We start from the raw sequence: 22,843 nt of genomic DNA, 5'->3' as shown, positions 1-22,843 counted from the left end.
CATCTCACATGGCCCACGTTCTGCAGGTCTTATTTTATGGGCTGCAATTGAGGGTGAGATGAGCAACCTTATTTCGGCACTGATCCGCATGGTGATGAGGGTGATAATTTGGCGTGGGGTGAATAAAGCAACCGACCCTGTCGCGCGGCGAGGTGCAGGGGGTGATCCTGCACAGGCCCGTGCGACTGAGCGCCGTCTGCGCCAGACTACAGGTCTTATGCGGCGGTTCATGCGGTTCTGAATAAAAAAGGCGCAACCAATGCTTGCGCCTTTCTTGTTCGATTTCTGCTGCTTAGCAGGAGAAATACATCTTGTATTCCACAGGGTGTGGGGTGTGTTCGAAGGCATAGACCTCCTGCCACTTAAGCGCGGCATAGGCATCGATTTGATCCTTCGTGAACACATCGCCTTTGAGCAGGAAGTCGTGATCTTTTTCCAGCTCTTCCAATGCCTCGCGCAAGGATGCGCAAACAGTTGGGATTTCGGCCAATTCTTCTGGGGGTAGATCATACAGATCTTTGTCAGAAGGCTCACCTGGGTGGATTTTGTTCTGAATGCCGTCCAGACCCGCCATCAACAAGGCCGCGAAGGCCAAGTAGGGGTTTGCGGATGGATCAGGGAAACGGGCCTCAACGCGCTTGGCTTTGGGGCTTTCTGTCCATGGAATACGCACGCAGCCCGAACGGTTCCGTGCAGAATAAGCGCGCAGAACGGGGGCTTCGAAGCCGGGGATCAGACGCTTATAGCTGTTGGTCGATGGGTTGGTGAACGCGTTCAACGCTTTGGCGTGCTTGAGGATGCCACCGATGAAGTAAAGCGCCTCATCTGACAGATCCGCGTATTTGTCGCCTGCGAACAAGGGCTTGCCATCTTTCCAGATCGACATGTTCACATGCATCCCCGTGCCGTTATCGCCTGCCATAGGCTTGGGCATGAAGGTGGCTGTTTTGCCATAGGCATGGGCCACGTTCTGGATGATGTATTTATATTTTAGGATGTTGTCGCCCTGTTCGGTCAATGTCCCGAAAATCAGGCCCAATTCATGCTGACAGGTCGCCACTTCGTGGTGATGCTTGTCCACTTTCATCCCGATGGATTTCATGGTCGACAGCATTTCAGACCGCAGGTCTTGGGCTTCGTCAATTGGGTTCACAGGGAAATAGCCGCCCTTGTGGCCCGCGCGATGGCCCATATTGCCCATCTCGAACTCAGCATCGGTGTTCCATGCGGCTGCGACCGCGTCAATTTCGTAGCCCACTTTGTTTGGGGCGACCGAGTAACGCACATCATCGAAGATGAAGAATTCGGCCTCTGGGCCGAAATAGGCCACATCGCCAATACCTGTGGATTTCAGATAGGCTTCTGCCTTAACGGCGGTGCCGCGTGGGTCACGCTCGTAAGGCTCGCCCGTGTCAGGCTCAACCACGTTACAATGCACGCACAGGGTTTTCTCTGCGTAGAACGGATCAATATAAGCGCTGTCTGTGTCTGCCATCAATTTCATGTCGGAGGCTTCGATGCCTTTCCAACCAGAAATCGAGGAGCCGTCAAACATGAAACCCTCATCGAGGAAATCTTCATCGACCAGATCAGACATCACGGTAACGTGCTGGATCTTGCCGCGCGGGTCTGTGAAACGAATATCGACATATGCGACGTCTTCGTCTTTGATCAGTTTAAGAACCTTGTCTTTGCTCATCGTGACCTTCCCTTACATTTTGGTCTTTGGGGAGTGAGATAGGGCCAAAGCGACCCTGGCTATTTTGGCCTCATGCCTTAGAGCGCGTCTTCACCAGACTCGCCTGTGCGGATGCGGATCGCTTGCTCGATGGTGGAGACGAAAATCTTACCGTCCCCAATCTTATCAGTCTTTGCCGCGTCAATGATCGCCTCAATCGCGCCATCGACCATATCATCGGAAAGAACAACTTCGATTTTCACCTTAGGCAAGAAATCAACCACATATTCCGCGCCGCGATAAAGCTCTGTATGACCTTTTTGACGGCCAAACCCTTTGACTTCGGTCACCGACAAACCTTGAATGCCGATTTCCTGAAGCGCTTCTTTCACTTCATCAAGCTTGAATGGTTTGATGATCGCTTCGATTTTTTTCATGTGGCCCTCGCCTTCCTGCGTGCTGTGCGCCTTTCTGACACCATGTTGTGCGGGGCGGGGCAATCTGATTGCCCGCTCGCGCTGCTCTCTCTCAAGGGAAATTTGGGGACTTGCAACATATTTGTGCGCTGCGCACAAAATTTAATCATTTTGAAAACTGTGGCTTTAGGCTGCGGCCTGATCGACTGAACGGGCCGCCTGTAGGATCAGCCCATTGGCAAAAATCTGGACATCGCGCGCAAAATGCAAGGCTAACAAGCGCGCCTGTGGCAGATTGCGCTACCTAACGCCCCGCTGCCCGATGAAATCCCGCGCAAAGGCCATGTCACCTTGGCGCGTTTTCAACAATTGACTGGGAAAGAGATCACAAGGCTGTGTCTGGTCAGAGCCAAGCGCATAGGCCTCAAGATGCACCACGCGCAGGGGTCGGGCGATATGCACAGGCATCAGTGCCTGAAGGGGCAGGGCGCCAATACTGGTGATGATACGATCCCCCACATAGAGATGTTCTGCGGGCAAGGCCCCCTCAAGGGTAAGAATGGGCAAATCTGCCATGATGAGTTGCGTCTCTAGCGCGGGCTTTGCGTCAATTGGGCTTTGCACCAAATCGCGCAACCCCATAAGCAGCGCAGGGCTAATGGGATTTGTCATTTGTTATGCTCGCATTTGACGCGGGTCTTTGCCCGCTTTTGCCTCTCTGGTGAGGTAACATCAGAAATAAGGCGAAATTGTGGCGCAGCCTTTGGTGCGGGGCGATGTGGCCTTTGAGAAATTGCAAAAAGGGTAATTTTCCCCCTCGCACTCCGCAAAAGCCTCTGCTAAGGACAGCGCCGTTGCGGGTGTGGCGAAATTGGTAGACGCACCAGATTTAGGTTCTGGCGCCGCAAGGCGTGGGGGTTCAAGTCCCTCCACCCGCACCAAATCATGGTAAATTTATGATAAATATCATGTTCTTAGCGACTGATGCATGCGGGCCATCCACCCTATTATCCACCTTTTTTGTTGCGCGCCTCGCACGCGCGTTTCTGTCGTTTCAATTTGCCAAACCGTGCGTGACGATAACAAGAGCAAACAATACTTCCACTTGTATTCTTCATTGGTTAGCTTGAAGCTACTAGAATATCCATAACCGCTTGCCAAAGCTGCCCCGCCCGAAACTGCAAAGGCCAAGGCTGCGGCCAGTCCGATTTTTTGCGTCAAATCACTTACTCCCTTGTCAGTCATTATTGGCACGAATGACTGAAGTTGACGCCGCCACAAGGCTAGTTTTGGCGTTGATTGATCTGATTTCAAATCAGGCTTGCGCGACAAATTCCCGCAAACCCTGACGTCCCTCCCTTGCAGCATGGCTTGCAGGTCTTTAACGATAGCGCCAACAACCAGTGATAAGGGAGCGCGTTATGGGATCTGAGCCAAAATTTCACCCGCATGGACAGCATTTGATTGCAGGCCATTGGCGTGCAGGAGAGGGGCAGTTTACCTCGGCCCCTGTGGATGGTCAGGGTCACGCGGTTTCAAAGGGCAGCGCCGTTTTGGTGGATCAGGCCGTTCAGGCCGCTGAAACTTCATTTTGGAATTATAGCGCCACATCCCCCGCAGCGCGCGCTGCATTTCTCAACAAAATCGCGGATGAGATTGAATCGCGCGGCGAGATGATCACCGATATTGGGACCCGCGAAACGGGCCTGCCTGCCGCGCGCCTTGAGGGGGAGCGCGGTCGCACCACGGGCCAGCTGCGGATGTTTGCGGCGCATATCCTAAAAGAGGACTATCTTGATTTGCGCCATGATGCAGCCCAGCCTGATCGCGCCCCCTTGCCTCGCCCTGATTTGCGCATGATGCAGAGGCCTGTTGGCCCTGTGGCCGTGTTTGGCGCTTCGAATTTCCCGCTCGCCTTTTCAACGGCGGGGGGCGATACGGCCAGCGCCTTGGCGGCAGGCTGCCCCGTAGTGGTCAAGGCGCATGAGGCGCACCCGGGAACGGCTGAAATCATAGCTGAGGCTATCTTGGCCGCGATCCGCGTCTGCGAAATGCCTGAGGGCGTGTTCAGCATGATTCATGGCGGGGCCTATGAGGTGGGCGGCGCGCTTGTGCAACATCCATTGATCAGCGCGGTTGGGTTTACGGGATCGCTCAAAGGCGGGCGCGCCTTGTTTGATCTTTGCGCAGCGCGCCCAACCCCAATTCCATTTTTTGGCGAATTGGGCAGCGTGAACCCGATGTTCTTGATGCCTGCCGCGATGGCCGCGCGTGGCGCGGCGATTGGCACGGCGTGGGCGGGGTCGCTGACCATGGGCGTGGGGCAGTTTTGCACCAATCCAGGGATCGCCGTGGTGATTGATGGGGCTGAGGCCGATGCATTCGTGGCCGCCGCAAGCGATGCGCTTTCTGCAACCGCGCCGCAAGTGATGCTAACCACAGGCATTGCCGAAGCCTATCGCAATGGGGTCAAAACCATCGGCGCCCAAAACGCGGTGCGTGAGGTTTTGGGAGCCATGTGCGACAACCGCGATGCAGCCCCCTATCTCTACGAGGTGAGCGGTGCAGATTGGTTGGCTAATGACGCGCTTGGTCACGAGGTGTTTGGCCCAATGGGGATGGTTGTGTGCGCCCGTGATCTTGAACAGATGCGCGAAATTGCCCTCAGCCTTGAGGGGCAGTTGACCTGCACGTTGCATATGGATGACGGCGATCTGGCAGAGGCCCGCGCGTTCTTGCCGATCCTTGAGCGCAAAGCAGGCCGCGTTTTGGCCAATGGTTTCCCCACTGGGGTCGAAGTCTGCGATGCCATGGTGCATGGCGGGCCGTATCCAGCGTCTACAAATTTTGGGGCGACATCCGTGGGTTCTTTGGCGATCCGCCGCTTTTTGCGGCCTGTTTGCTATCAAAACATGCCTGAAGGTCTGTTGCCCAGTGAATTGGCAAAGTGAGGTTGGATCATGGGTGTGCATGCAAGCGCGATAACGACACAGCCAAATTTCCTAGGTGAGGGGCCTTTGTGGCATCCGTTGCGTGGCGAATTGCTGTGGTTCGATATCATGAACAAAACCCTGTTTGCGCTGAAAAATGGCGCTCAGCGCGAATATGGGTTCCCAGATTTGGTTTCGGCGGCGGGATGGGTTGATGAGACCCGTATAGTCATCGCCTCTGAACGCGCGCTGTTTGTGTTTGATTTGGACACAGGCACCGCCACGCCTTTGTGTGATCTTGAGGCAGATAACCCAGTGACACGCTCAAATGATGGCCGCGCGGATCATCAGGGCGGGTTCTGGATCGGGACGATGGGCAAGAAGTTCGAAGAGGGGGCAGGAGCGATTTATCGCTACTACAAGGGCGAGTTGCGCAAATTATTCGCCGCCGTGACCATACCCAATTCGATTTGTTTTTCGCTTGATGGCAAGACCGCTTATTTCTGCTCGACCCCAGATCAGCAAATTATGCAAGTCGGCCTTAATGCCGATGGATGGCCCGATGGGCCAATTTCGGTCTTTCTTGATCTGCGAGGGGAGGATTTGAACCCTGACGGGTCTGTGGTGGATGCCGAGGGCTATGTTTGGAATGCGCAATGGGGCAGGGGCCGTGTTGCGCGATATGCCCCCGATGGCAAGCTTGAGCGCGTGGTCACGCTTGACGGGCGGCATTCCAGTTGCCCCGCCTTTGGTGGGCCCGATCTTCAAGACCTCTACATCACCTCTGCACAAGAGGGGATGGACGCGCCAGATGCGCCGCAAGGATTGCTCTATCATGCACGGCTTGAGGTCAAAGGCTTGGCCGAACCACAGGTTATTTTGCCCTAATTTATGTGAATGCAAGGGCCAAGCGCCGCTTGGCCCGCATTTCGGGGTTGAACGCCCCCTTGCCTGTCAATAGTAAGGCGCAAATTCCCTTTTTGCGGGTCGCCTTTGGGTGACCACCGTTTTCGATTGCGAGGAAAGCAGATGAACGTCACGGAAACCCTAAACGAAGGCCTAAAGCGCGCCTATGAAATCACCATCACGGGTGCGGAACTCGAAGCCAAGGTCAATGAGAAACTGGCCGAAGCGCAGCCTGAGATTGAGATGAAAGGCTTTCGCAAGGGGAAAGTGCCGATGGCGCTTTTGAAAAAGCAGTTCGGCCCCCGTGTCATGGGCGAAGCGATGCAAGACGTTGTTGATAGCGCGATGCAAAACCACCTTGAAACATCTGGCGACCGCCCTGCGATGCAGCCTGAGGTCAAGATGGTGAACGAAAATTGGAAAGAAGGCGATGATGTCATCGTCTCGATGTCCTATGAGCGTCTGCCAGAAATCCCTGATGTGGATTACAACAAGCTGAAGCTTGAGCGCATGGTTGTGCCTGCATCAGACAAAGAGATTGACGAGACACTGGCGAAACTGGCTGAGACAGCCCAGAATTTCGAAACCAAAAAGGGTAAAGCCGCCAAAGATGATCAGGTCGTCTTTGATTTCGTAGGCAAGGTCGATGGCGAGGCGTTTGAAGGCGGCAGCGCCGAAGATTATCCACTTGTTTTGGGCTCGAATAGCTTCATCCCAGGGTTCGAAGATCAGTTGATCGGCGCAAAAGCAGGCGAAGAAAAGCAGGTTTCTGTAACCTTCCCTGATGAATACGGCGCTGAGCATCTGGCAGGGAAAGCAGCGACCTTTGATTGCACGATCAAAGAGGTCAAAAAGCCCGTTCCTGCGGCGATTGATGATGAGCTTGCCAAGAAATACGGCGCAGAAAGCCTTGAGGCCCTGAAGGGTCAGGTGTCGGAGCGTTTGCAGGCTGAATATGCAGGGGCCGCGCGCCAGATCACCAAGCGCGCTTTACTCGATCAGTTGGACAAGAAAGTTAAGTTTGATCTGCCCCCAAGCCTTGTTGAGGCAGAAGCCGCGCAGATCGCGCATCAGCTTTGGCATGAAGAAAACCCTGAGCATCAGGGCCATGATCATGGTGAGATCAAACCAACCAAAGAGCACACAAAACTGGCCGAGCGCCGTGTGAAGTTGGGCTTGCTCTTGGCGGAATTGGGTCAGAAGAACGAGGTTCAAGTGACCGATGCGGAGTTTACCCAAGCGGTCATGAACCAAGCGCGTCAATACCCTGGTCAAGAGCGCGCCTTCTTCGAATTCATTCAGAAAAATCAGCAAGCACAGCAGCAGCTTCGCGCACCATTGTTCGAGGATAAGGTCGTTGATTATATCTTTGAGCAGGCTGAAGTGAAGGATGTTGAAACCACCAAAGCCAAGCTTGAAAAAGCTGTTGAGGCCTTGGACGAAGAGTAATCTTCGGAAGACTTATTACAGCGTTACGAAAGGCCCCCAATGAAGATTGGGGGCTTTTTTTTGTGGTGTTTTGGCGATTTCAACGTAAGCTAGAGACGGGGTGAAATGCACATGTGGGTCGCGCGTGCCATTCGCGACTTGGGGATAAACCAAAAAAATGAGGGACGAAGTAATGCTACGCGTTTTACTATCAGCCTGTGCCGTGTTGTTTGTGTCTGTGGTCACGGCAGCCGCCTGTCCAACCTTTGCCAAAAGCGGCACTTATCTGAGCTTTGCCGGGGATCAGCTCTATTCACCGCAAAGCTATTCGACCATGGCAACGGGCGGGGCGATGCTCAGCAGTTGCGGCATATCTGGTGCAGGATCAGTCTCGGCAAGCCCGCAATATACGCTAAACCTGTCAGGAATGCAGGGGTATGATCTTGAGATCCAAGTGAACAGCAGTTGCGATGCTACGCTACTTGTGAATTCAGCTAATGGAATTTGGTATTTTGACGATGACAGCAACGGCAATCTTGATCCGATGCTGCGTATTTCGGGCAGTGATGCGCTGAACGGGCAGGTGGATGTCTGGGTTGGCACCTTAGGATCAAATTGTTCGGCTACTATTGAATTTGAAACATGGACGGCGAGCACCGCCGCGCCGAGCAATTCGGGCAATTGTCCGACCATTGGCCTGACGGGGCCAAGCTATGATTTGAACGGGCCGCAGCTATATTCACCCACCAATTTCTCAGCATCGGCCTATGGCAGCGGCGAGATTTCTGGATGTGGTTTGCCCGGTCATGGCTGGTTCACGCCTGCACCGCAATTTTCCTTCAACCTCAGCCAGATGCAGGGGTATCGGTTGGAATTGCAGGTCAATGCGAGCTGCGACACCGTGATGTTGGTCAATACTGCGGATGGAACATGGCTGTTTGATGATGACAGCAATGGCAACCTTGATCCTTTGATCAATGTCTATGGGCCATCGGCGCTAAACGGGCGTGTTGATGTTTGGCTTGGCACATATAATGGCCAAAGCTGCCCCGCCAATTTGGAATTGGAGACTTGGACGAACTGATCCAAGCGAATGTGGTAAACAGAAAAAACCGCGCCCTGTTTGGGGCGCGGTTTTCTTTTGGTTTGCAGTCAGAGAAGCGCTTATGCGTTTTCTTCACCTTCGTCTGCTGCCTCTGCCGCAGGGGCAGGGGCGTCTTCGTCATCATCAATCTGAGCTGCGCCGATATCGTCAAAGAGTTCTGCAATTTCGAATTCTGCAGCAGCTTCTTCTTCGGCGGCCAGTTCTTGGATTGACTTACCAGAGGCTTGCAATTCTGCCTCTTCGGTTGAACGTGCCACGTTGAGGGTGATGGTCACATCTACCTCAGGGTGCAGAACGACAGACACAACGTGAAGGCCAAGCTCTTTGATCGGCGCGGTCAGGGCAACCTGCTTGCGATCAATGCTGAACCCTGCATCGGTGGCCGCATCAGCCGCGTCACGGGTGGTGACAGAGCCGTAAAGCGCACCAGAATCAGAGGCCGAGCGGATCACAACGAATTGCTGACCACCCAAGCGGGCTGCCAAATCCTCGGCTTCTTTCTTTGTCTCAATGTTGCGTGCTTCAAGCTGGGCTTTTTGCGCTTCGAAGGCCTTGAGGTTGTTGTCATTTGCACGCATCGCCTTGCGCTGTGGCAAGAGATAGTTGCGCGCATAGCCGTCTTTTACCGAAACGACATCGCCCATCTGGCCAAGTTTGGCCACGCGTTCAAGAAGGATCACATCCATATCGGTTTCTCCTTACTTCACTGCATAGGGCAACAGCGCGAGGAAACGAGCGCGCTTGATGGCCTGTGCCAGCTTGCGCTGGTTTTTTGCGGATACGGCAGTTATACGTGCAGGCACGATCTTGCCACGCTCAGAGATGTAACGCTGAAGCAAGCGCACATCTTTGTAATCGATTTTTGGCGCGTCTTCCCCGTCAAACGGGTCGGACTTGCGGCGGCGGAAAAACGGTTTTGCTGCCATGATTCTATCCTTCCCTTAAATTAACGGCGCTCGCGGCGTTCGCCGCGTTCTTCGCGTTTTTGCATTTGAACCGAAGGGCCTTCTTCGTGGGCGTCAACCTTGATGGTCAAGACGCGCATCACGTCATCATGCAAGCGCATCAAACGCTCCATCTCATGCACGGCGGCCGAGGGGGCATCGCTGCGCAAGAAGGCATAATGGCCTTTGCGGTTCTTGTTGATTTTGTAGGCCATGGTCTTGATACCCCAATATTCGGCATCAACCACGGAACCACCATTGTCCTTGAGGACGGTGCTGAAATGCTCGATCAAGCTTTCAGCTTGCGCGTTGGACAAGTCCTGACGCGAGATCATAACATGCTCGTATAGTGGCATGTGAACTCCGATACTGTTCGGGCGCGTTTCAAAGACCGATGCGTTCCACTTTCGCTCCATCAGTCACGAGGGATCACGCCGTTGCATTTGTACTAGGCGAAAGTTGCCTGCCTTATACACAGATCACGGCAGGGTGCAAGCTGTAGCGGGCTTGCCGTAAAATCAGGGCAAAATTGCGGTTATGAATTGCCCTTGCCCCCTATATCTTGTAGCCATAACCCCAAGACAAACAAGTGGGAGAGGCAATATGAGCCGTGCTTTTATCTTTCCAGGCCAAGGGGCGCAGACCATTGGAATGGGCCGTGATTTGGCTGATACCTATGCCGCGGCGCGCGCCGTGTTTGAAGAGGTGGATGAAGCACTGGGTCAAAACCTGTCGCATTTGATTTGGGAGGGGGATCAGGACGAATTGACCCTGACTGTCAATGCGCAACCTGCATTGATGGCAACGTCCATGGCGGCTGTGCGCGCGCTTGAGGCCGAAGGGTTTGCCCTGAAAGATTACGCGAGTGTTGTGGCGGGACATTCTTTGGGCGAATATTCTGCGCTTTGTGCGGCAGGGAGCCTGTCGGTGGCGGATACGGCCAAGTTGTTGCGCATTCGTGGCGATGCAATGCAAAAAGCTACACCAAAAGGGCAGGGCGCGATGGCCGCAATCTTGGGCCTAGATTTTGATACGGTGGCGGATTTGGCCTCTGACGCGGCTGAAGGGGATGTTTGCCAAGCGGCCAATGACAATGACCCCGCGCAAGTTGTGATTTCGGGTCATGCGGTGGCGGTAGAGCGCGCCGTTGAGCTTGCCAAAGCACGCGGGGCCAAGCGCGCTGTGATGCTGCCTGTCTCTGCCCCCTTTCATTGCGCGCTGATGCAACCTGCGGCCGATGCAATGGCGGGGGCGTTGGCAAGTGTCACGTTAAACGCGCCTGTTGTGCCATTGGTCGGCAACGTGATGGCGGGGCCAAGCGATGATCCCGCGCTGATCCGCGACAATCTGATCACGCAGGTCACAGGCCGCGTGCGGTGGTGCGAATCCGTGATGTGGATGGCGCAAAATGATGTGACCGAGGCGTGGGAGGTTGGCGCGGGCAAGGCGCTGTCTGGGATGGTCAAGCGCATTGCCCGCGAGATGGAGACAAAAGCAATCGGAACGGCCGCGGATATTGCCGCGCTTAAGGGATAAGGACGGACTTTATGTTTGATTTGACAGGAAAATCTGCGCTTGTGACGGGCGCATCTGGGGGGATTGGGGCGGATATAGCACGCGCGTTACACAGCGCGGGGGCGGTGGTTGCCCTATCTGGCACGCGGGTTGAGCCGCTTGAGGCCCTTGCCGCTGAACTGGATGAACGCAGCCATGTTCTGCCGTGCAATTTGTCTGATGCTGAAGCGGTTGAAGCCCTGCCAAAACAAGCCATCGAGGCCATGGGTGCGATGGATATTTTGGTCAATAATGCTGGCATTACACGCGATAACCTGTTCATGCGGATGTCAGACGAAGAATGGGCGCAGGTGTTGGAGGTTAATCTGACCTCAACCATGCGGCTGTGCCGCGGCGCGTTGCGCGGTATGATGAAGTCGCGCTGGGGTCGGATCATCAATATCAGCTCTATCGTGGGGGCAACGGGCAATCCAGGGCAGGGGAATTATGCAGCCGCGAAAGCGGGCATGGTGGGTATGTCAAAAAGCCTTGCCTATGAGGTGGCCAGCCGTGGCGTGACTGTAAACTGTGTCGCGCCAGGGTTCATTGCAACACCGATGACAGATAAGCTGAATGATGATCAAAAAGCGGCCATCAATGTCAAAATCCCCGCAGGTCGGATGGGAACACCCGAGGAGATCGCGGCAGCCGTGCTGTATCTGGCATCAAATGAAGCGGGATATGTTACAGGGGCCACGTTGCATGTGAATGGCGGCATGGCGATGCTGTAACAGTTGTGCCGTTATGGTGGGATTGAGGCATTGCCTTATTTCGCAAACATGCTATAGCAGCGCTAATTTTCACCGGAAGGCTTTGCTTTTCGGCGGCTCTGGTTCTGACATTTCTCTGGTTGAGTCGGTTAGGATCGGGATTGAGCGGCCAAAATTGGCCCAGTGAAACAGTGCAGGGGATAAACCCACGCACGAAACGGATGAGGAAAGAACATGAGCGATATCGCAGGTCGCGTGAAGAAAATTGTTGTCGAGCATCTGAGCGTGGATGAAGACAAAGTGACTGAGAACGCGTCCTTCATTGACGATCTGGGAGCGGATTCGCTCGATACAGTCGAGTTGGTAATGGCGTTCGAGGAAGAATTTGGCATCGAGATCCCCGATGATGCGGCGGAAACGATCCAGACTTTCGGCGATGCGGTCAAGTTCATCACCGACGCGCAATAAGTCATTCCCCCACAGTCCGCCTAGTGGCTGAGGGAAAGGTTTTGAAAACGGCATCGTTGCGGCGGTGCCGTTTTTTTGTGCCAAAATGGCAAGGGAATCTGCCTGATTTCTGCGAGAGGGATTGCCCATCTTGGCACCCCTAGGCTATCAACGTGCAAGCTTTCGCGAAACGAGAGAAGGGCAGTGAAGATGCGGCGCGTTGTTGTGACAGGATTGGGACTGGTGACACCTCTGGCCACAGGGGTCGAGGAGACATGGTCGCGGCTTTTGGCGGGCCAATCAGGGGCGGGAACCATCACCCGCTTTGACGCAAGCCATCTGGCAACGACCTATGCCTGCGAAGTGAAGCGCGGCGATGGGTCGGATGGAACCTTTAACCCTGATCTTTACATGGAGCCGAAAGAACAGCGCAAAGTGGATGAATTCATCCTCTATGGCGTTGCGGCGGCAGAGCAGGCCATCAAAGACGCGGCATGGGAACCCGAAGATCGCGATGCGCTTGAGCGCACAGGTGTTTTGATTGGGTCTGGCATTGGTGGCTTGGCCTCGATTGCGGAAACATCCATCACGCTTAAGGAAAAAGGGCCGCGCCGCGTATCGCCTTTCTTTGTGCCAGGTGCGCTTATCAACCTGATCTCTGGGCAAGTGTCGATCAAATATGGCTTCCGTGGGCCAAACCATGCGGTTGTAACGGCCTGTTCCACAGGCGCACATGCCATTGGGGACGCGGCGCGTCTGATCCAATGGGGCGATGCGGATGTGATGATTGCAGGCGGTGCAGAAAGCCCGATTTGTGAAATTGGTATTGCGGGCTTTAACGCGTGCAAGGCGCTGTCGACCAAGCGGGGCGATGAGCCGCAAAAAGCCAGCCGTCCATGGGATAGCGACAGTGACGGGTTCGTCATGGGCGAAGGCGCGGGCGTGGTTGTGTTGGAGGAATATGAACACGCCAAAGCGCGCGGCGCAAAAATCTATGCGGAGATTTTAGGCTATGGCCTGTCGGGCGATGCCCATCACATCACCGCCCCACCGCCTGATCATGAAGGGGCCGAGCGCGCGATGCGTGCCGCGCTAAAGCGTGCAGGGCTAGTGCCGTCAGATGTGGATTACGTCAATGCGCATGGCACCTCGACTATGGCCGATACCATTGAATTGGGCGCGGTTGAGCGGTTGATGGGGGATCATGCGAAAAATCTGCTGATGTCCTCAACAAAATCCGCAACAGGGCATTTGTTGGGTGCAGCGGGCGCGATTGAGGCGATCTTCTCGATCTTGGCCATTCGTGACCAAATCGTCCCCCCAACAATTAACCTTGATACGCCTGCGGCAGAAACGGCCATCAATCTTTGCGCCAATCAGGCTGTGAAGGGCGAGATCAATGTGGTGCAGAGCAATTCCTTTGGCTTTGGTGGGACAAATGCCTGTCTGATTATGGGGAAAGTCTGACATATGTGGAAAAGCGTGGCTGCGAATGCGTTCAGCCTGCTGATTGTGCTATGTATCGCCGTGGCTGGCGCGATCGGGTGGGGTCAGCGGGAATTTACCAAGGAAGGGCCGCTTGAGGGGCCGATCTTTTTCGAGGTGCCGCGCGGTGCGGGCCTGTCGCAAGTGGCCGCGCGTTTGGCCGAAGCGGGGGCTGTGACGCATCCTGCAATTTTTCGTTTGGGCGCAGAATATAGTGACATGGCAGGCGCTATTCGTGCAGGGTCTTTTGAAATCCCTGCGCGCGCCTCTATGGAGGAGATTTTGGGGGTCATCACCCAAAATGCCGCCCCCGTTTATCGTTATGTTGCAACCTATGTTCTGCGCATTGATGGCACGGGCGAGCAGCGTCTGGTCGAGCGGGTGCCTGGCACGGGCGAAGTTATTGAATTGGCTGAATTTTCCTATGATGCTGAAATCCCAACAATTTACAGCGAAATCACCGAAAGCGGCGCAAGCATTGCCTATCGCGTGTCGATCCCAGAAGGTTTGACATCGTGGCAGATTGTTGAAGGGTTGAAATCAGCAGAATTTCTAACCGGTGAGGTAGCGGAGATCCCTGCCGAAGGGTTGTTGGCCCCAGACACCTACGAGGCCACGCGCGGCATGACGCGGGCGGAGCTGTTGGTTCAGATGCAAGCCCGCCAAGAGGCCATTTTGATGGAGGCGTGGGCCAATCGTGCAGAGACCCTGCCAATCAGCACTCCGAAAGAGGCGTTGATCTTGGCCTCAATCATCGAAAAAGAAACGGGGCAGGCTGAAGAGCGCGGGGTTGTTGCCAGTGTCTTTACCAATCGTCTGCGGCAGGGAATGCGTTTGCAGACTGACCCGACTGTGATCTACGGCGTCACGGAGGGGCAAGGCGTGTTGGGGCGCGGCTTGCGGCGCAGTGAACTTGACCGTGTAACCCCCTGGAACACGTATCAAATTGACGGCCTGCCACCAACGCCGATTGCAAATCCAGGGCGCGCTTCTATTGAAGCGGCGTTGAATCCTGACGACACGAATTACATCTTTTTCGTGGCGGATGGCACAGGCGGTCACGCCTTTGCTGAAACATTGGCCGAGCATAACGGAAATGTCGCGCGCTGGCGCGAGATTGAGGCGGATGCACGAGCCAATTCTGGAAATTAACCGCGGCGCAGAACGAAAAGGCAGGCGTCAGCGCCTGCAGCAGCGCAAGCTGTTTCACGGCAGATGACATCAGGAATGACGAGGCGGCGATAGTGCCGTTCAAAGACCGCGCAGTGCCAGTAGCACAACAGACCCTATTTTCCCAGAACGCAGCATCGGTTTGGGGGTCACGGGATTGGTCGCATCCACGCTCACGGGCACGCTGAGCACATGGGCGATTGGGGTCGCAGACGACCCCTTGCGATTTGGATCAGGCATACCTTTGGGTGTCAATTCATGGGTAAACGGGCCGCAAGCGCCGCTTGTTTATTGGTCACCAACTGCCCTTACCCTTACTGCAGAAGGCGTGTGTTTTCAGGTGGAACGGTGCGATTGGTGGCGCATTATATTCAATTAAGCCTGCCCGATTGGGTCTAACCCGCCCCAAACTTTGAAAGCGCATTGGGTTTTCAAATATGCTATACCTGCTATATCGGTCGTCTGAATTGACGTGATGGAGGCAGAATATGGCCCAAACACACCCAAAACCATCTAAGCTGGATCCTGTATGGGATCGTATTTTGCGCGAGGCGGAGGAGGCTATTGTGGCCGAGCCTCTGCTAGGTGGTGTGATCCATGGCTGCGTGCTGCATCATAAATCGCTAGAGGCGGCATTGGCCTATCGGATGTCGCAGAAGCTAGCTTCAAGCGAGATGAGTGAACAAATCCTGCGTGAGATTGTAGACCAGGCCTATCGCAGCGACCCATCTCTTGGGGCAGCGGCCCGTGCGGATATTGTTGCCGTGACAGATCGCGACCCTGCTTGCCATCGTTTCATCCAACCACTGCTCTATTTCAAAGGGTTTCAAGCGGTGCAGGCCTATCGTTTGGGTCATTGGCTGTGGCAGCAGGGACGGCGCGATTTTGCATATTTCATCCAAATGCGCACCTCTGAGCTATTCGGCGTGGATATCCACCCCAATGCGCGGATCGGGCAGGGGATCATGATCGACCACGCGCATTCTATCGTGATCGGTGAAACGGCCGTGGTCGGCGACAATGTGTCGATGCTGCATTCGGTGACCTTAGGCGGCACAGGCAAAGAGGAAGAAGATCGGCATCCCAAAATTGGGGATGGCGTGTTGATCGGCGCAGGCGCCAAAGTTTTGGGCAATATCCGTGTTGGTCACTGCTCGCGCATTGCTGCTGGTTCTGTTGTTCTGCACGAGGTGCCTGATTGCACCACAGTTGCGGGGGTGCCTGCAAAGGTCGTGGGCGAGGCAGGGTGCGCACAGCCCTCTATCAGCATGGATCAACTTTTACCGACTGGCAAAAACGAATAAGGAAAAGCCCGCCAAAATGGCGGGCTTTTTTCTTTATCAGCTTGCCGCGCGCGATTGGCGCTTACGCTCGTGCGGATCAAGGAAGCGCTTGCGCAAACGGATCGAATTTGGCGTCACTTCAACCAGTTCATCATCATCGACATAGGCGATGGCCTCTTCGAGGCTGAATTGAACATGCGGGGTCAGGCGCACTGCCTCATCAGAGCCAGAGGCGCGCACGTTGGTCAATTTCTTGCCCTTAAGCGGGTTCACTTCTAGATCATTATCGCGGCTATGTTCGCCAATGATCATGCCTTGATAGACCTTTTCCTGCGGGCCAATGAACATGCGGCCACGCTCTTCAAGGTTCCACAGGGCATAGGCCACGGCCTCGCCATCTTCCATCGAGATCAAAACGCCTGCGCGCCGACCAGGGATTGGCCCTTTATGGGGCGCCCATTCGCGAAAGACGCGGTTCAGCACGCCTGTGCCGCGCGTATCGGTCAAGAATTCCCCGTGATAGCCGATCAAACCACGCGATGGTACATGTGCCACAATACGGGTCTTGCCGCCATTCTGCTTCATCTCGACCAGATCGCCCTTGCGCGGGCCCGTGATTTTCTCAATCACCGCCCCTGCATATTCATCATCCACATCGACAGTCACTTCTTCGATGGGTTCTAGGCGTTGACCGCCTTCCTCACGGAACAACACTTGCGGGCGGGAAATCGACAGTTCAAACCCCTCGCGGCGCATGTTCTCGATCAAGACACCCATCTGCAATTCGCCGCGCCCTGCGACCTCAAACGCCTCGCCGCCAGGTGTATCAGTGACCTTGATGGCCACATTCGATTCCGCCTCTTTCATCAGACGCTCACGGATCACACGGCTTTGCACCTTTTTGCCATCGCGGCCTGCAAGAGGGCTGTCATTGATGCCGAAGGTCACGGTAATCGTAGGCGGATCAATCGGTTGCGCAGGGATCGCCTCTGTGACTTGGGGCGCGCAGATTGTATCTGCCACAGTGGCCTTGGTCATACCCGCAAGGGTCACAATATCCCCCGCTTCAGCTGCATCGATGGGTTGCTGGCCTAAGCCGCGGAAGGCCAAGATTTTGCTTACCCGAAAGCTTTCGATCTGGGTGCCATCACGCGACAGCGCCTTAACGGTTTCATTTGGCTTTAGCGTGCCGCTTTCAACGCGCCCTGTCAGGATGCGCCCAATAAACGGGTCAGAACCAAGCGTTGTGGCCAGCATCCGAAACGGCGCGCTGCGTTCTGCAATCTGACGCGGGGCAGGGACATGGCGCATCACCAGTTCAAACAGCGCCGTCAAATCCTTGCGCGGCCCTTCCAGCGATGTATCCGCCCAACCAGAGCGCCCCGATGCATAGAGATGCGGGAAATCAAGCTGCTCATCACTTGCCCCAAGCGAAGCAAAAAGATCAAAACATTCGTTCAAGGCGCGATCAGGCTCGGCATCTGGTTTATCCACCTTGTTCAGCACAACAATGGGGCGCAGGCCTAGCGCCAGTGCCTTGGACGTTACGAATTTCGTCTGCGGCATGGGCCCTTCGGCGGCATCCACCAACAACACCACGCCATCCACCATGCTCAAAATGCGCTCCACCTCGCCGCCGAAATCGGCGTGGCCTGGAGTGTCCACAATATTAATGCGCGCGCCATTCCATTCCACGCTGGTGGCTTTCGCCAGAATAGTGATCCCGCGCTCGCGCTCTAGGTCATTGCTGTCCATCGCGCGCTCAGCCACGGCTTGGTTCTCGCGGAAGGCGCCCGATTGCTTGAGCAGCTCATCAACAAGGGTTGTTTTGCCATGGTCGACATGGGCGATAATCGCGATATTACGCAGTTCCATCGGAATTCCTTATCCGCAAGGGGGAGAGTTTCGCAGGCCCATAACGGCAAAGCCCGACAAAAGCCAGACGCAAATGCGAGGGGCAGGGATTGGGTGTGCAGGGATATGGCGGAGAGACAGTCCTCTACGATTTAATCTTTAACTAATTGTAATTAAATAATTAATAATTATGATTGATCGATTTGTAGACCATTTTGTAGACCTTTCTGTCAAAACATCTTGGCACATAATGGACGTTATGATTTGCTCAAAGTCGAGTTCGTGGAGGAAATAAATGAACTGGGCAAAGGGCTTATTCCGCATTTGGGTGATAATCTCGATGCTTTGGGTGGTCCCGTTCTTTTTGATCCATGACCCTATCAGCGATTTTGAACGGATGAACCGTTTCGAAGCGGAGCTGGGAGACGACGGGGGCTTGGTAATGCTGAGGAAGTCGGAAACCAAGACGACATAAACGCTTTACGGGGTATGATAAACGAAAGTTGGAATGGCGTGTATCGAACACGTGAGCGCCGTAATTATGATAGCGCAAAAGGATCACTGAAGTATGGTTTGCAGATAATTTTTATTCCACCAGCCGTGTTGGGCTTCATCCTGTTTGGCGTATGGTGGATCGCTGGTGGGTTCGCTGCTAGGAAAAGGGATTAGCTATGAAACACCTCTTGACAGCCGCACTGATTGCTACCGCGTTTGCCTCTCCTGTGAGCGCGCGAGAGGTAGTGTTAAATTGCGAACTGATCCGACCTGATGGCGATGAAGGGGATACCATCCTCCTTCGAGTAAATACGGAAACTTTGTCTGCCACACTTATCGGGGAAAATTTTGACACTCCCTATCTTACGCTGGTTTACAACGACGAGTATGTAATTTGGGCTTATGGAGTAGATCTGCGCCAATTTGGAATATCTGCTAGCATGCTTCATTTAGACCGTCAGAGTTTAACTCTCGTTTTAAGTCACGCATCGGAACAAAGTTTTCGTTGGGCTGAGACAGGAGATTTGACTGCATATAAGTCGGTCTACCAATGCAATTACGGAATATGATTTCAAATTCACCTGTTATCATTCCAACGGCAGACGCACTGCCGTAGAAGCTCATTGCCCCTGATAATTGAGGTATCCCCTATGAAACACCTCCTGACAGCCGCACTGATCGCCACCGCACTTGCCTCGCCTGTGAGGGGGGAGAGTGTTTACATTGAATGCAGTGATCTCGGCGCCCGGCATATAAAAGAAGGCTGGACACTGTATCCAGACACCATGCTCGTTACGTATGAAGACGTCCCTATGGAGTTTTCACATGCTATTATTAAATGGACCGATGAAATTGTAGCTTGGACATGGAGCAGTGACATTGGGAAGTTTGTATTTACGTATGTATTAGATTTGGAAACTATGCAGATGTTGGAAGCTTATGTTACCAATCTTAGGGTTTTAGAGACCCGTTACCAATGCACGCGCCCACTATGAAACACCTCCTGACAACGGCACTGATCGCCAGCCAGTAATATAACCCCCCTTATATAACCCTGTCGCTAGGAGGCCTTTGTGGTCTGAACGTACCCGCATCGGGTTGGCTCAGAAGGACCCGTTCTAATAGCGATCCCAAACGTCATATCGTTCCCAAACACGGCATTCCGTGTTCGAGAAAAGCATTAGGCCAACGTCTCGTCCCTCTATCGAGCAATAGCCGACGCTACGATCATAGGTAGTTGCTCCGGTGAGTTCGCAAGTTGCCGTGACCCCAACATACCCAGACATGAACTCTGAGGCGGCTTGGCCTGCTCTTGTATCATTCTCTGGGCAGTCAACTGCAGCCAAACGAATTGGCAAATTACCTACAACAAATGTGTCTCCGTCTCTGACCCGTGTGATACGACCAGAAATTACCTCCCGATTGCCATTGGTCGAATTTCTGGAAGGCGTGGATTGTTCAGGCTGAGCTTGGGGTCTGTGGCAATGATACGGCTGTGACCCGGCGTGACATCCTTGGGCATTTAAACCGCCCGAATGCGCATTAAGAACAGTCGCAGTCCCAAACGGCACCAACAAGAAGATGAAAATCATATAATGAAGTCGCAAGCATTTGCCTCCTCGTTGCTAGTATACTGACAAATTAAGGATAATCGCCTATTAATCGCCGTATTGTGTTTGACTAATGTTAAACGATTTGCACTAATCCTGACAGTTATATGAGAACTTAGAGACTGTTTAATGGGAATTTTATCTTCAATAAAATCAATGATGTCTGATGAGGGTTTTACACCTTCTGCAAGCACATTCCCTGAAATAGACACCAACAGCATTGAGCGTTCTCTTAAGATCAGGTCGAAAGCAAAAGAACGTGGAGCTGAAAACAAACCAAATGCTGAACAAGAGGCTTCAGACGCCGTCGAGCTAGAAATAGTCGAGCGGATGCGGTTCCTAAGAAACCAGGGAACTGAGTTCTATGAGAATATGCTCAGCGCCTATAAAGCTCGCATCAATCGAGCAGAGAGTATCAGTCAAGAAATAAAGACAGGCGCGCTTTCAGCGCGAGGTGATTTCTTAAGTTCTGCCACCAATAATCGGGCTGAAATGGCTTACTCACTTATGGGTGTTGTGGACGCCCTAAAATACCTGAAGTCCTTTCGGGAAGAGCACAAGATCAACCGCCCTTATTTAGAAGAAACCCGCAAATCGATCTACACCCTGGCGATCGTTGTGGTTGTAATGCTAGTCATTGAAGTAGCGATTAACGCCTTTTTCTTTGCAGAAACCTCACCTCAGGGATTGTTGGGTGGAGCGTTCTTTGCCCTAATTTTTGCATTGGCAAACGTTGCAATCAGTGGGTTTGTTGGATGGTTTTCGAGGTTCAAAAACCATAGAAGCTTCTTCCTGAAATTGCTTGGGTTTAGCGTTATTCTTATTTTCCTCGGTTCTACGGTATTACTGAACATTGGGATTGGTTTGTATCGAGACGCGCTTGAAGTGACGGGTGACGCAGACCTCGCTAGTGCCGAGTGGTTCTCACGGATCGAAAATCAAGAGTTCATGCTTCAGAGCATAAAGTCGGTGATCCTCGCCATAATGGGGGTGATGATATCGCTATACACGGTTACCAAAACCTATGGCTCATTCGACCCTTATCCTGGCTATGGCGCCGTTGCGCGGCGGGTAGAGAATGCACTGCAGGCTTATGCTGATGAGTTATATGAGACCATCGCTGATCTCGAAGAGAAGCGAGATACGTTCATCGAGGAGTTTAAAGCTAGCTGCGATGCAAGTGACACCTTCCTATCCGAGGCAGCTGATGCCTTATCGGGACAGGCTACTCTGACCAATAAGCTGAACGCCTTTTACGAAGAGGTGACCGGCAAGACGGCAATGCTCGTTCAAATATACCGCGATACCAACGTCGAAGCGCGTGCTGACGGTAAAATTCCGAAGTGTTTTCAGATCAAGCTGGGTATCGAAAAACAAACCATCGAAAAAATGGACACGTCAAAACTGGAAAGAATGGCTGATGAGCGGCGCAATGAGATCAAAACAATCTCAGATCGAGCCATCAATGATATTTCTCGGATTTACGAAGCCTATGTCAGCTATTTCCCGTCAGTAGAGGCCTTGCGCTCAGACTGGAAGGAAGCTGAGCTTCCAAGCTGGGACAAGACGGTCGAAGGTTTAGGCGTCCAAGGTTAATCAGGTAATTTATGGCTAGAAATCGAACGCGTAAGAGAACCAAGCGCAGAGGGAATTCTCCGGGCGCCGGCATTAAGCTTTTAGCTGGCTTAACCGTTATAGGCGGATTGGTAGGCTTAGTAGCGTTTATGCTCATGCTTAGTAAGAAGCCAGAAATTGATTTAGCCTCTGGCTGCAGCACAAGTCAGCCGCTGGACACTACTTTGATTTTTGTTGACGACACGACACCACTCACTGAAACCCAGTCGCTTCGAATTAAGAATATCATTTTGGATCATTCTGCCGTTACTCCAGAACGACACCAAGTCTTACTAACGAGCGTCCAAAACGCACTTTCCAATCAAATTCAGGAGGTCGGGTGTTTAGCTCGCGACCCAAGTGGCTCGGACTTTAATAATCTAACTGAAAATAGAGCCATATTAGAGGATCAGAGGCGGGCTTTTCTAAATACGCTGACGGAATGGTCGGACGAAAATATTTCTGTTGGATCATATGCTGATTATCTTGCTGACTGGGCTGCGCAATTTACCGAGGCGGGCGTGGCGGTAACGACCACCGATACCGAAGTCAGAATTGTTTTGTCCGATACAGTGACCTTTGATACGGGTTCAGACCGGCTCAATTTAGAAGGCGCCCGAATTATTGAAAACTTGGGGCGCAGTCTTTCCGAAAATGATCAATTTTCAGTTAATATTGTTGGACACACTGATAATGTAGGTGACCCTTTACAGAACCAAGATTTATCAGAGCGTCGCGCAACTAGCGTTGCAGACATTATTGTAAGTGAAGGAATAGACGCTGCAAACGTAACTATTGGAGGACGTGGTGATGCTGCGCCAATTGCGTCTAATGCGAATGAGGAGGGTCGTCGACTAAACAGACGCGTTGAGATCACTTTAGCTCCCAAGAGATTGCTTCTGGAGGCGCTGGATAGAGCGTTTGCTTTATTAGATAACCGCAGCGATCGTGACGGCCGTATCGATATTGTGATGATCAGTGATATGGCTCAGTCTAGCCCAATTTTTTCGGTTTATGACGGTCAAACTTGGAGTGAATTCATAGCGTCATCTGAGGGCGCCACGCTGAATTTGACCCCTGAGAACTTATCCATAAGCCTGTATCGTATTCTACGACAGGACACAGTCACTTCGAAGCTCGCAATTCTAGATTTTTGGCGTAACTACTTTAACGCTAAATCAGTCCGTATTGCCACTGATCAAGAAATTTAAGGG

At 53.3% G+C, this 22,843-nt stretch carries 26 protein-coding genes and 1 tRNA gene; 17 read left to right on the top strand and 10 right to left on the bottom strand.

Annotated features, from left to right (window positions below; all coding sequences use genetic code 11):
* The first annotated feature begins 58 nt into the window (after window positions 1–58).
* Window positions 59–241: a hypothetical protein gene (locus AAC632_RS09565; protein ID WP_340296592.1), complete on the top strand. Its 183-nt coding sequence runs from the start codon at window positions 59–61 to the stop codon at window positions 239–241.
* A 51-nt stretch (window positions 242–292) separates the two neighbouring features.
* Here AAC632_RS09565 and glnA read toward each other — a convergent pair whose 3' ends face one another.
* The 3 genes from glnA to AAC632_RS09550 all read right to left on the bottom strand — a co-directional run bounded on the left by glnA (window position 293) and on the right by AAC632_RS09550 (window position 2,766).
* Window positions 293–1,699, bottom strand: a complete 1,407-nt coding sequence (gene glnA, locus AAC632_RS09560; protein ID WP_340296594.1) for a type I glutamate--ammonia ligase — start codon at window positions 1,697–1,699, stop codon at window positions 293–295.
* A gap of 77 nt (window positions 1,700–1,776) precedes the next feature.
* Complete coding sequence (locus AAC632_RS09555; protein WP_317654668.1) at window positions 1,777–2,115, bottom strand: P-II family nitrogen regulator; 339 nt, start codon at window positions 2,113–2,115, stop codon at window positions 1,777–1,779.
* Window positions 2,116–2,394: 279 nt separating this feature from the next.
* Window positions 2,395–2,766, bottom strand: coding sequence for a hypothetical protein (locus AAC632_RS09550; RefSeq protein ID WP_340296596.1), 372 nt, complete (start codon window positions 2,764–2,766; stop codon window positions 2,395–2,397).
* 184 nt (window positions 2,767–2,950) lie between these two features.
* Here AAC632_RS09550 and AAC632_RS09545 point away from each other — a divergent pair.
* Window positions 2,951–3,035: transfer RNA gene (locus tag AAC632_RS09545), tRNA-Leu, on the top strand.
* A gap of 25 nt (window positions 3,036–3,060) precedes the next feature.
* Here AAC632_RS09545 and AAC632_RS09540 read toward each other — a convergent pair.
* Complete coding sequence (locus AAC632_RS09540) at window positions 3,061–3,426, bottom strand: hypothetical protein (protein ID WP_340296598.1); 366 nt, start codon at window positions 3,424–3,426, stop codon at window positions 3,061–3,063.
* Between the two features lie 89 nt (window positions 3,427–3,515).
* Between AAC632_RS09540 and AAC632_RS09535 the strand changes: the two genes are divergently transcribed.
* The 4 genes from AAC632_RS09535 (at window position 3,516) to AAC632_RS09520 (ending at window position 8,442) form a co-directional block, all read left to right on the top strand.
* Window positions 3,516–5,045 carry an aldehyde dehydrogenase (NADP(+)) gene (locus AAC632_RS09535; RefSeq protein WP_340296600.1) on the top strand — a complete coding sequence of 510 codons (1,530 nt, stop codon included), beginning with the start codon at window positions 3,516–3,518 and terminating at the stop codon, window positions 5,043–5,045.
* Between the two features lie 9 nt (window positions 5,046–5,054).
* Entirely contained in the window at window positions 5,055–5,912 is an 858-nt protein-coding gene (locus tag AAC632_RS09530) for an SMP-30/gluconolactonase/LRE family protein (RefSeq protein WP_340296602.1), read from the top strand.
* A gap of 141 nt (window positions 5,913–6,053) precedes the next feature.
* Window positions 6,054–7,379 (top strand): trigger factor, encoded by a 1,326-nt coding sequence (gene tig / locus AAC632_RS09525; protein ID WP_340296604.1) that lies wholly within the window; start codon window positions 6,054–6,056, stop codon window positions 7,377–7,379.
* Window positions 7,380–7,551: 172 nt separating this feature from the next.
* Entirely contained in the window at window positions 7,552–8,442 is an 891-nt protein-coding gene (locus tag AAC632_RS09520; RefSeq protein WP_340296606.1) for a hypothetical protein, read from the top strand.
* A gap of 80 nt (window positions 8,443–8,522) precedes the next feature.
* Here AAC632_RS09520 and rplI read toward each other — a convergent pair whose 3' ends face one another.
* Genes rplI through rpsF form a run of 3 tightly spaced genes read right to left on the bottom strand, consistent with a single transcriptional unit; the run spans window position 8,523 to window position 9,763 of the window.
* On the bottom strand, window positions 8,523–9,149 hold the full coding sequence (rplI, locus tag AAC632_RS09515) for a 50S ribosomal protein L9 (protein WP_340296608.1): 627 nt from the start codon (window positions 9,147–9,149) through the stop codon (window positions 8,523–8,525).
* 12 nt (window positions 9,150–9,161) lie between these two features.
* On the bottom strand, window positions 9,162–9,389 hold the full coding sequence (gene rpsR, locus AAC632_RS09510; RefSeq protein ID WP_213675305.1) for a 30S ribosomal protein S18: 228 nt from the start codon (window positions 9,387–9,389) through the stop codon (window positions 9,162–9,164).
* 20 nt (window positions 9,390–9,409) lie between these two features.
* Window positions 9,410–9,763, bottom strand: coding sequence for a 30S ribosomal protein S6 (gene rpsF / locus AAC632_RS09505; RefSeq protein ID WP_340242711.1), 354 nt, complete (start codon window positions 9,761–9,763; stop codon window positions 9,410–9,412).
* A 247-nt stretch (window positions 9,764–10,010) separates the two neighbouring features.
* On the opposite strand from rpsF, the gene fabD reads away from it, so the two are divergent.
* From fabD to mltG, 5 genes are all read left to right on the top strand, one after another.
* A complete protein-coding gene (fabD, locus tag AAC632_RS09500; protein WP_340296610.1) occupies window positions 10,011–10,943 on the top strand; it encodes an ACP S-malonyltransferase in 933 nt (310 codons plus the stop codon).
* 11 nt (window positions 10,944–10,954) lie between these two features.
* Window positions 10,955–11,692: a 3-oxoacyl-[acyl-carrier-protein] reductase gene (gene fabG, locus AAC632_RS09495; RefSeq protein WP_340296612.1), complete on the top strand. Its 738-nt coding sequence runs from the start codon at window positions 10,955–10,957 to the stop codon at window positions 11,690–11,692.
* Window positions 11,693–11,905: 213 nt separating this feature from the next.
* The gene (locus AAC632_RS09490; RefSeq protein WP_317654652.1) at window positions 11,906–12,139 is read left to right on the top strand and encodes an acyl carrier protein; all 234 of its coding nucleotides are present in this window, start codon (window positions 11,906–11,908) and stop codon (window positions 12,137–12,139) included.
* A 189-nt stretch (window positions 12,140–12,328) separates the two neighbouring features.
* Window positions 12,329–13,585 carry a beta-ketoacyl-ACP synthase II gene (gene fabF, locus AAC632_RS09485; RefSeq protein ID WP_340296614.1) on the top strand — a complete coding sequence of 419 codons (1,257 nt, stop codon included), beginning with the start codon at window positions 12,329–12,331 and terminating at the stop codon, window positions 13,583–13,585.
* 3 nt (window positions 13,586–13,588) lie between these two features.
* On the top strand, window positions 13,589–14,755 hold the full coding sequence (mltG, locus tag AAC632_RS09480; protein WP_340296616.1) for an endolytic transglycosylase MltG: 1,167 nt from the start codon (window positions 13,589–13,591) through the stop codon (window positions 14,753–14,755).
* On the opposite strand, the gene AAC632_RS09475 is transcribed toward mltG, so the two are convergent.
* Window positions 14,752–14,883: a V4R domain-containing protein gene (locus AAC632_RS09475; RefSeq protein ID WP_340299909.1), complete on the bottom strand. Its 132-nt coding sequence runs from the start codon at window positions 14,881–14,883 to the stop codon at window positions 14,752–14,754. The genes mltG and AAC632_RS09475 overlap by 4 nt on opposite strands.
* Window positions 14,855–15,013 (bottom strand): hypothetical protein, encoded by a 159-nt coding sequence (locus tag AAC632_RS09470; RefSeq protein ID WP_340296618.1) that lies wholly within the window; start codon window positions 15,011–15,013, stop codon window positions 14,855–14,857. The genes AAC632_RS09475 and AAC632_RS09470 overlap by 29 nt, the downstream gene beginning before the upstream one ends.
* A gap of 248 nt (window positions 15,014–15,261) precedes the next feature.
* Between AAC632_RS09470 and cysE the strand changes: the two genes are divergently transcribed.
* Window positions 15,262–16,077, top strand: a complete 816-nt coding sequence (gene cysE / locus AAC632_RS09465) for a serine O-acetyltransferase (protein WP_340296620.1) — start codon at window positions 15,262–15,264, stop codon at window positions 16,075–16,077.
* Window positions 16,078–16,113: 36 nt separating this feature from the next.
* On the opposite strand, the gene typA is transcribed toward cysE, so the two are convergent.
* Window positions 16,114–17,931, bottom strand: coding sequence for a translational GTPase TypA (gene typA, locus AAC632_RS09460; protein WP_340296622.1), 1,818 nt, complete (start codon window positions 17,929–17,931; stop codon window positions 16,114–16,116).
* Window positions 17,932–18,205: 274 nt separating this feature from the next.
* On the opposite strand from typA, the gene AAC632_RS09455 reads away from it, so the two are divergent.
* The 5 genes from AAC632_RS09455 (at window position 18,206) to AAC632_RS09435 (ending at window position 22,840) form a co-directional block, all read left to right on the top strand.
* Entirely contained in the window at window positions 18,206–18,385 is a 180-nt protein-coding gene (locus AAC632_RS09455) for a hypothetical protein (RefSeq protein WP_340296624.1), read from the top strand.
* Window positions 18,386–18,581: 196 nt separating this feature from the next.
* Window positions 18,582–18,974: a hypothetical protein gene (locus AAC632_RS09450; protein WP_340296626.1), complete on the top strand. Its 393-nt coding sequence runs from the start codon at window positions 18,582–18,584 to the stop codon at window positions 18,972–18,974.
* A gap of 81 nt (window positions 18,975–19,055) precedes the next feature.
* Window positions 19,056–19,400, top strand: a complete 345-nt coding sequence (locus tag AAC632_RS09445) for a hypothetical protein (RefSeq protein WP_340296628.1) — start codon at window positions 19,056–19,058, stop codon at window positions 19,398–19,400.
* A gap of 744 nt (window positions 19,401–20,144) precedes the next feature.
* Entirely contained in the window at window positions 20,145–21,611 is a 1,467-nt protein-coding gene (locus AAC632_RS09440; RefSeq protein ID WP_340296630.1) for a hypothetical protein, read from the top strand.
* Between the two features lie 11 nt (window positions 21,612–21,622).
* Window positions 21,623–22,840, top strand: coding sequence for an OmpA family protein (locus AAC632_RS09435; RefSeq protein WP_340296632.1), 1,218 nt, complete (start codon window positions 21,623–21,625; stop codon window positions 22,838–22,840).
* Window positions 22,841–22,843: the final 3 nt, after the last annotated feature.

The sequence above is a fragment of the Roseobacter sp. HKCC-CH-9351 genome, from assembly GCF_037830295.1.
In the GTDB taxonomy this organism is placed as follows: domain Bacteria; phylum Pseudomonadota; class Alphaproteobacteria; order Rhodobacterales; family Rhodobacteraceae; genus M30B80.
This window is presented reverse-complemented; position numbering and strand designations above follow the sequence as displayed.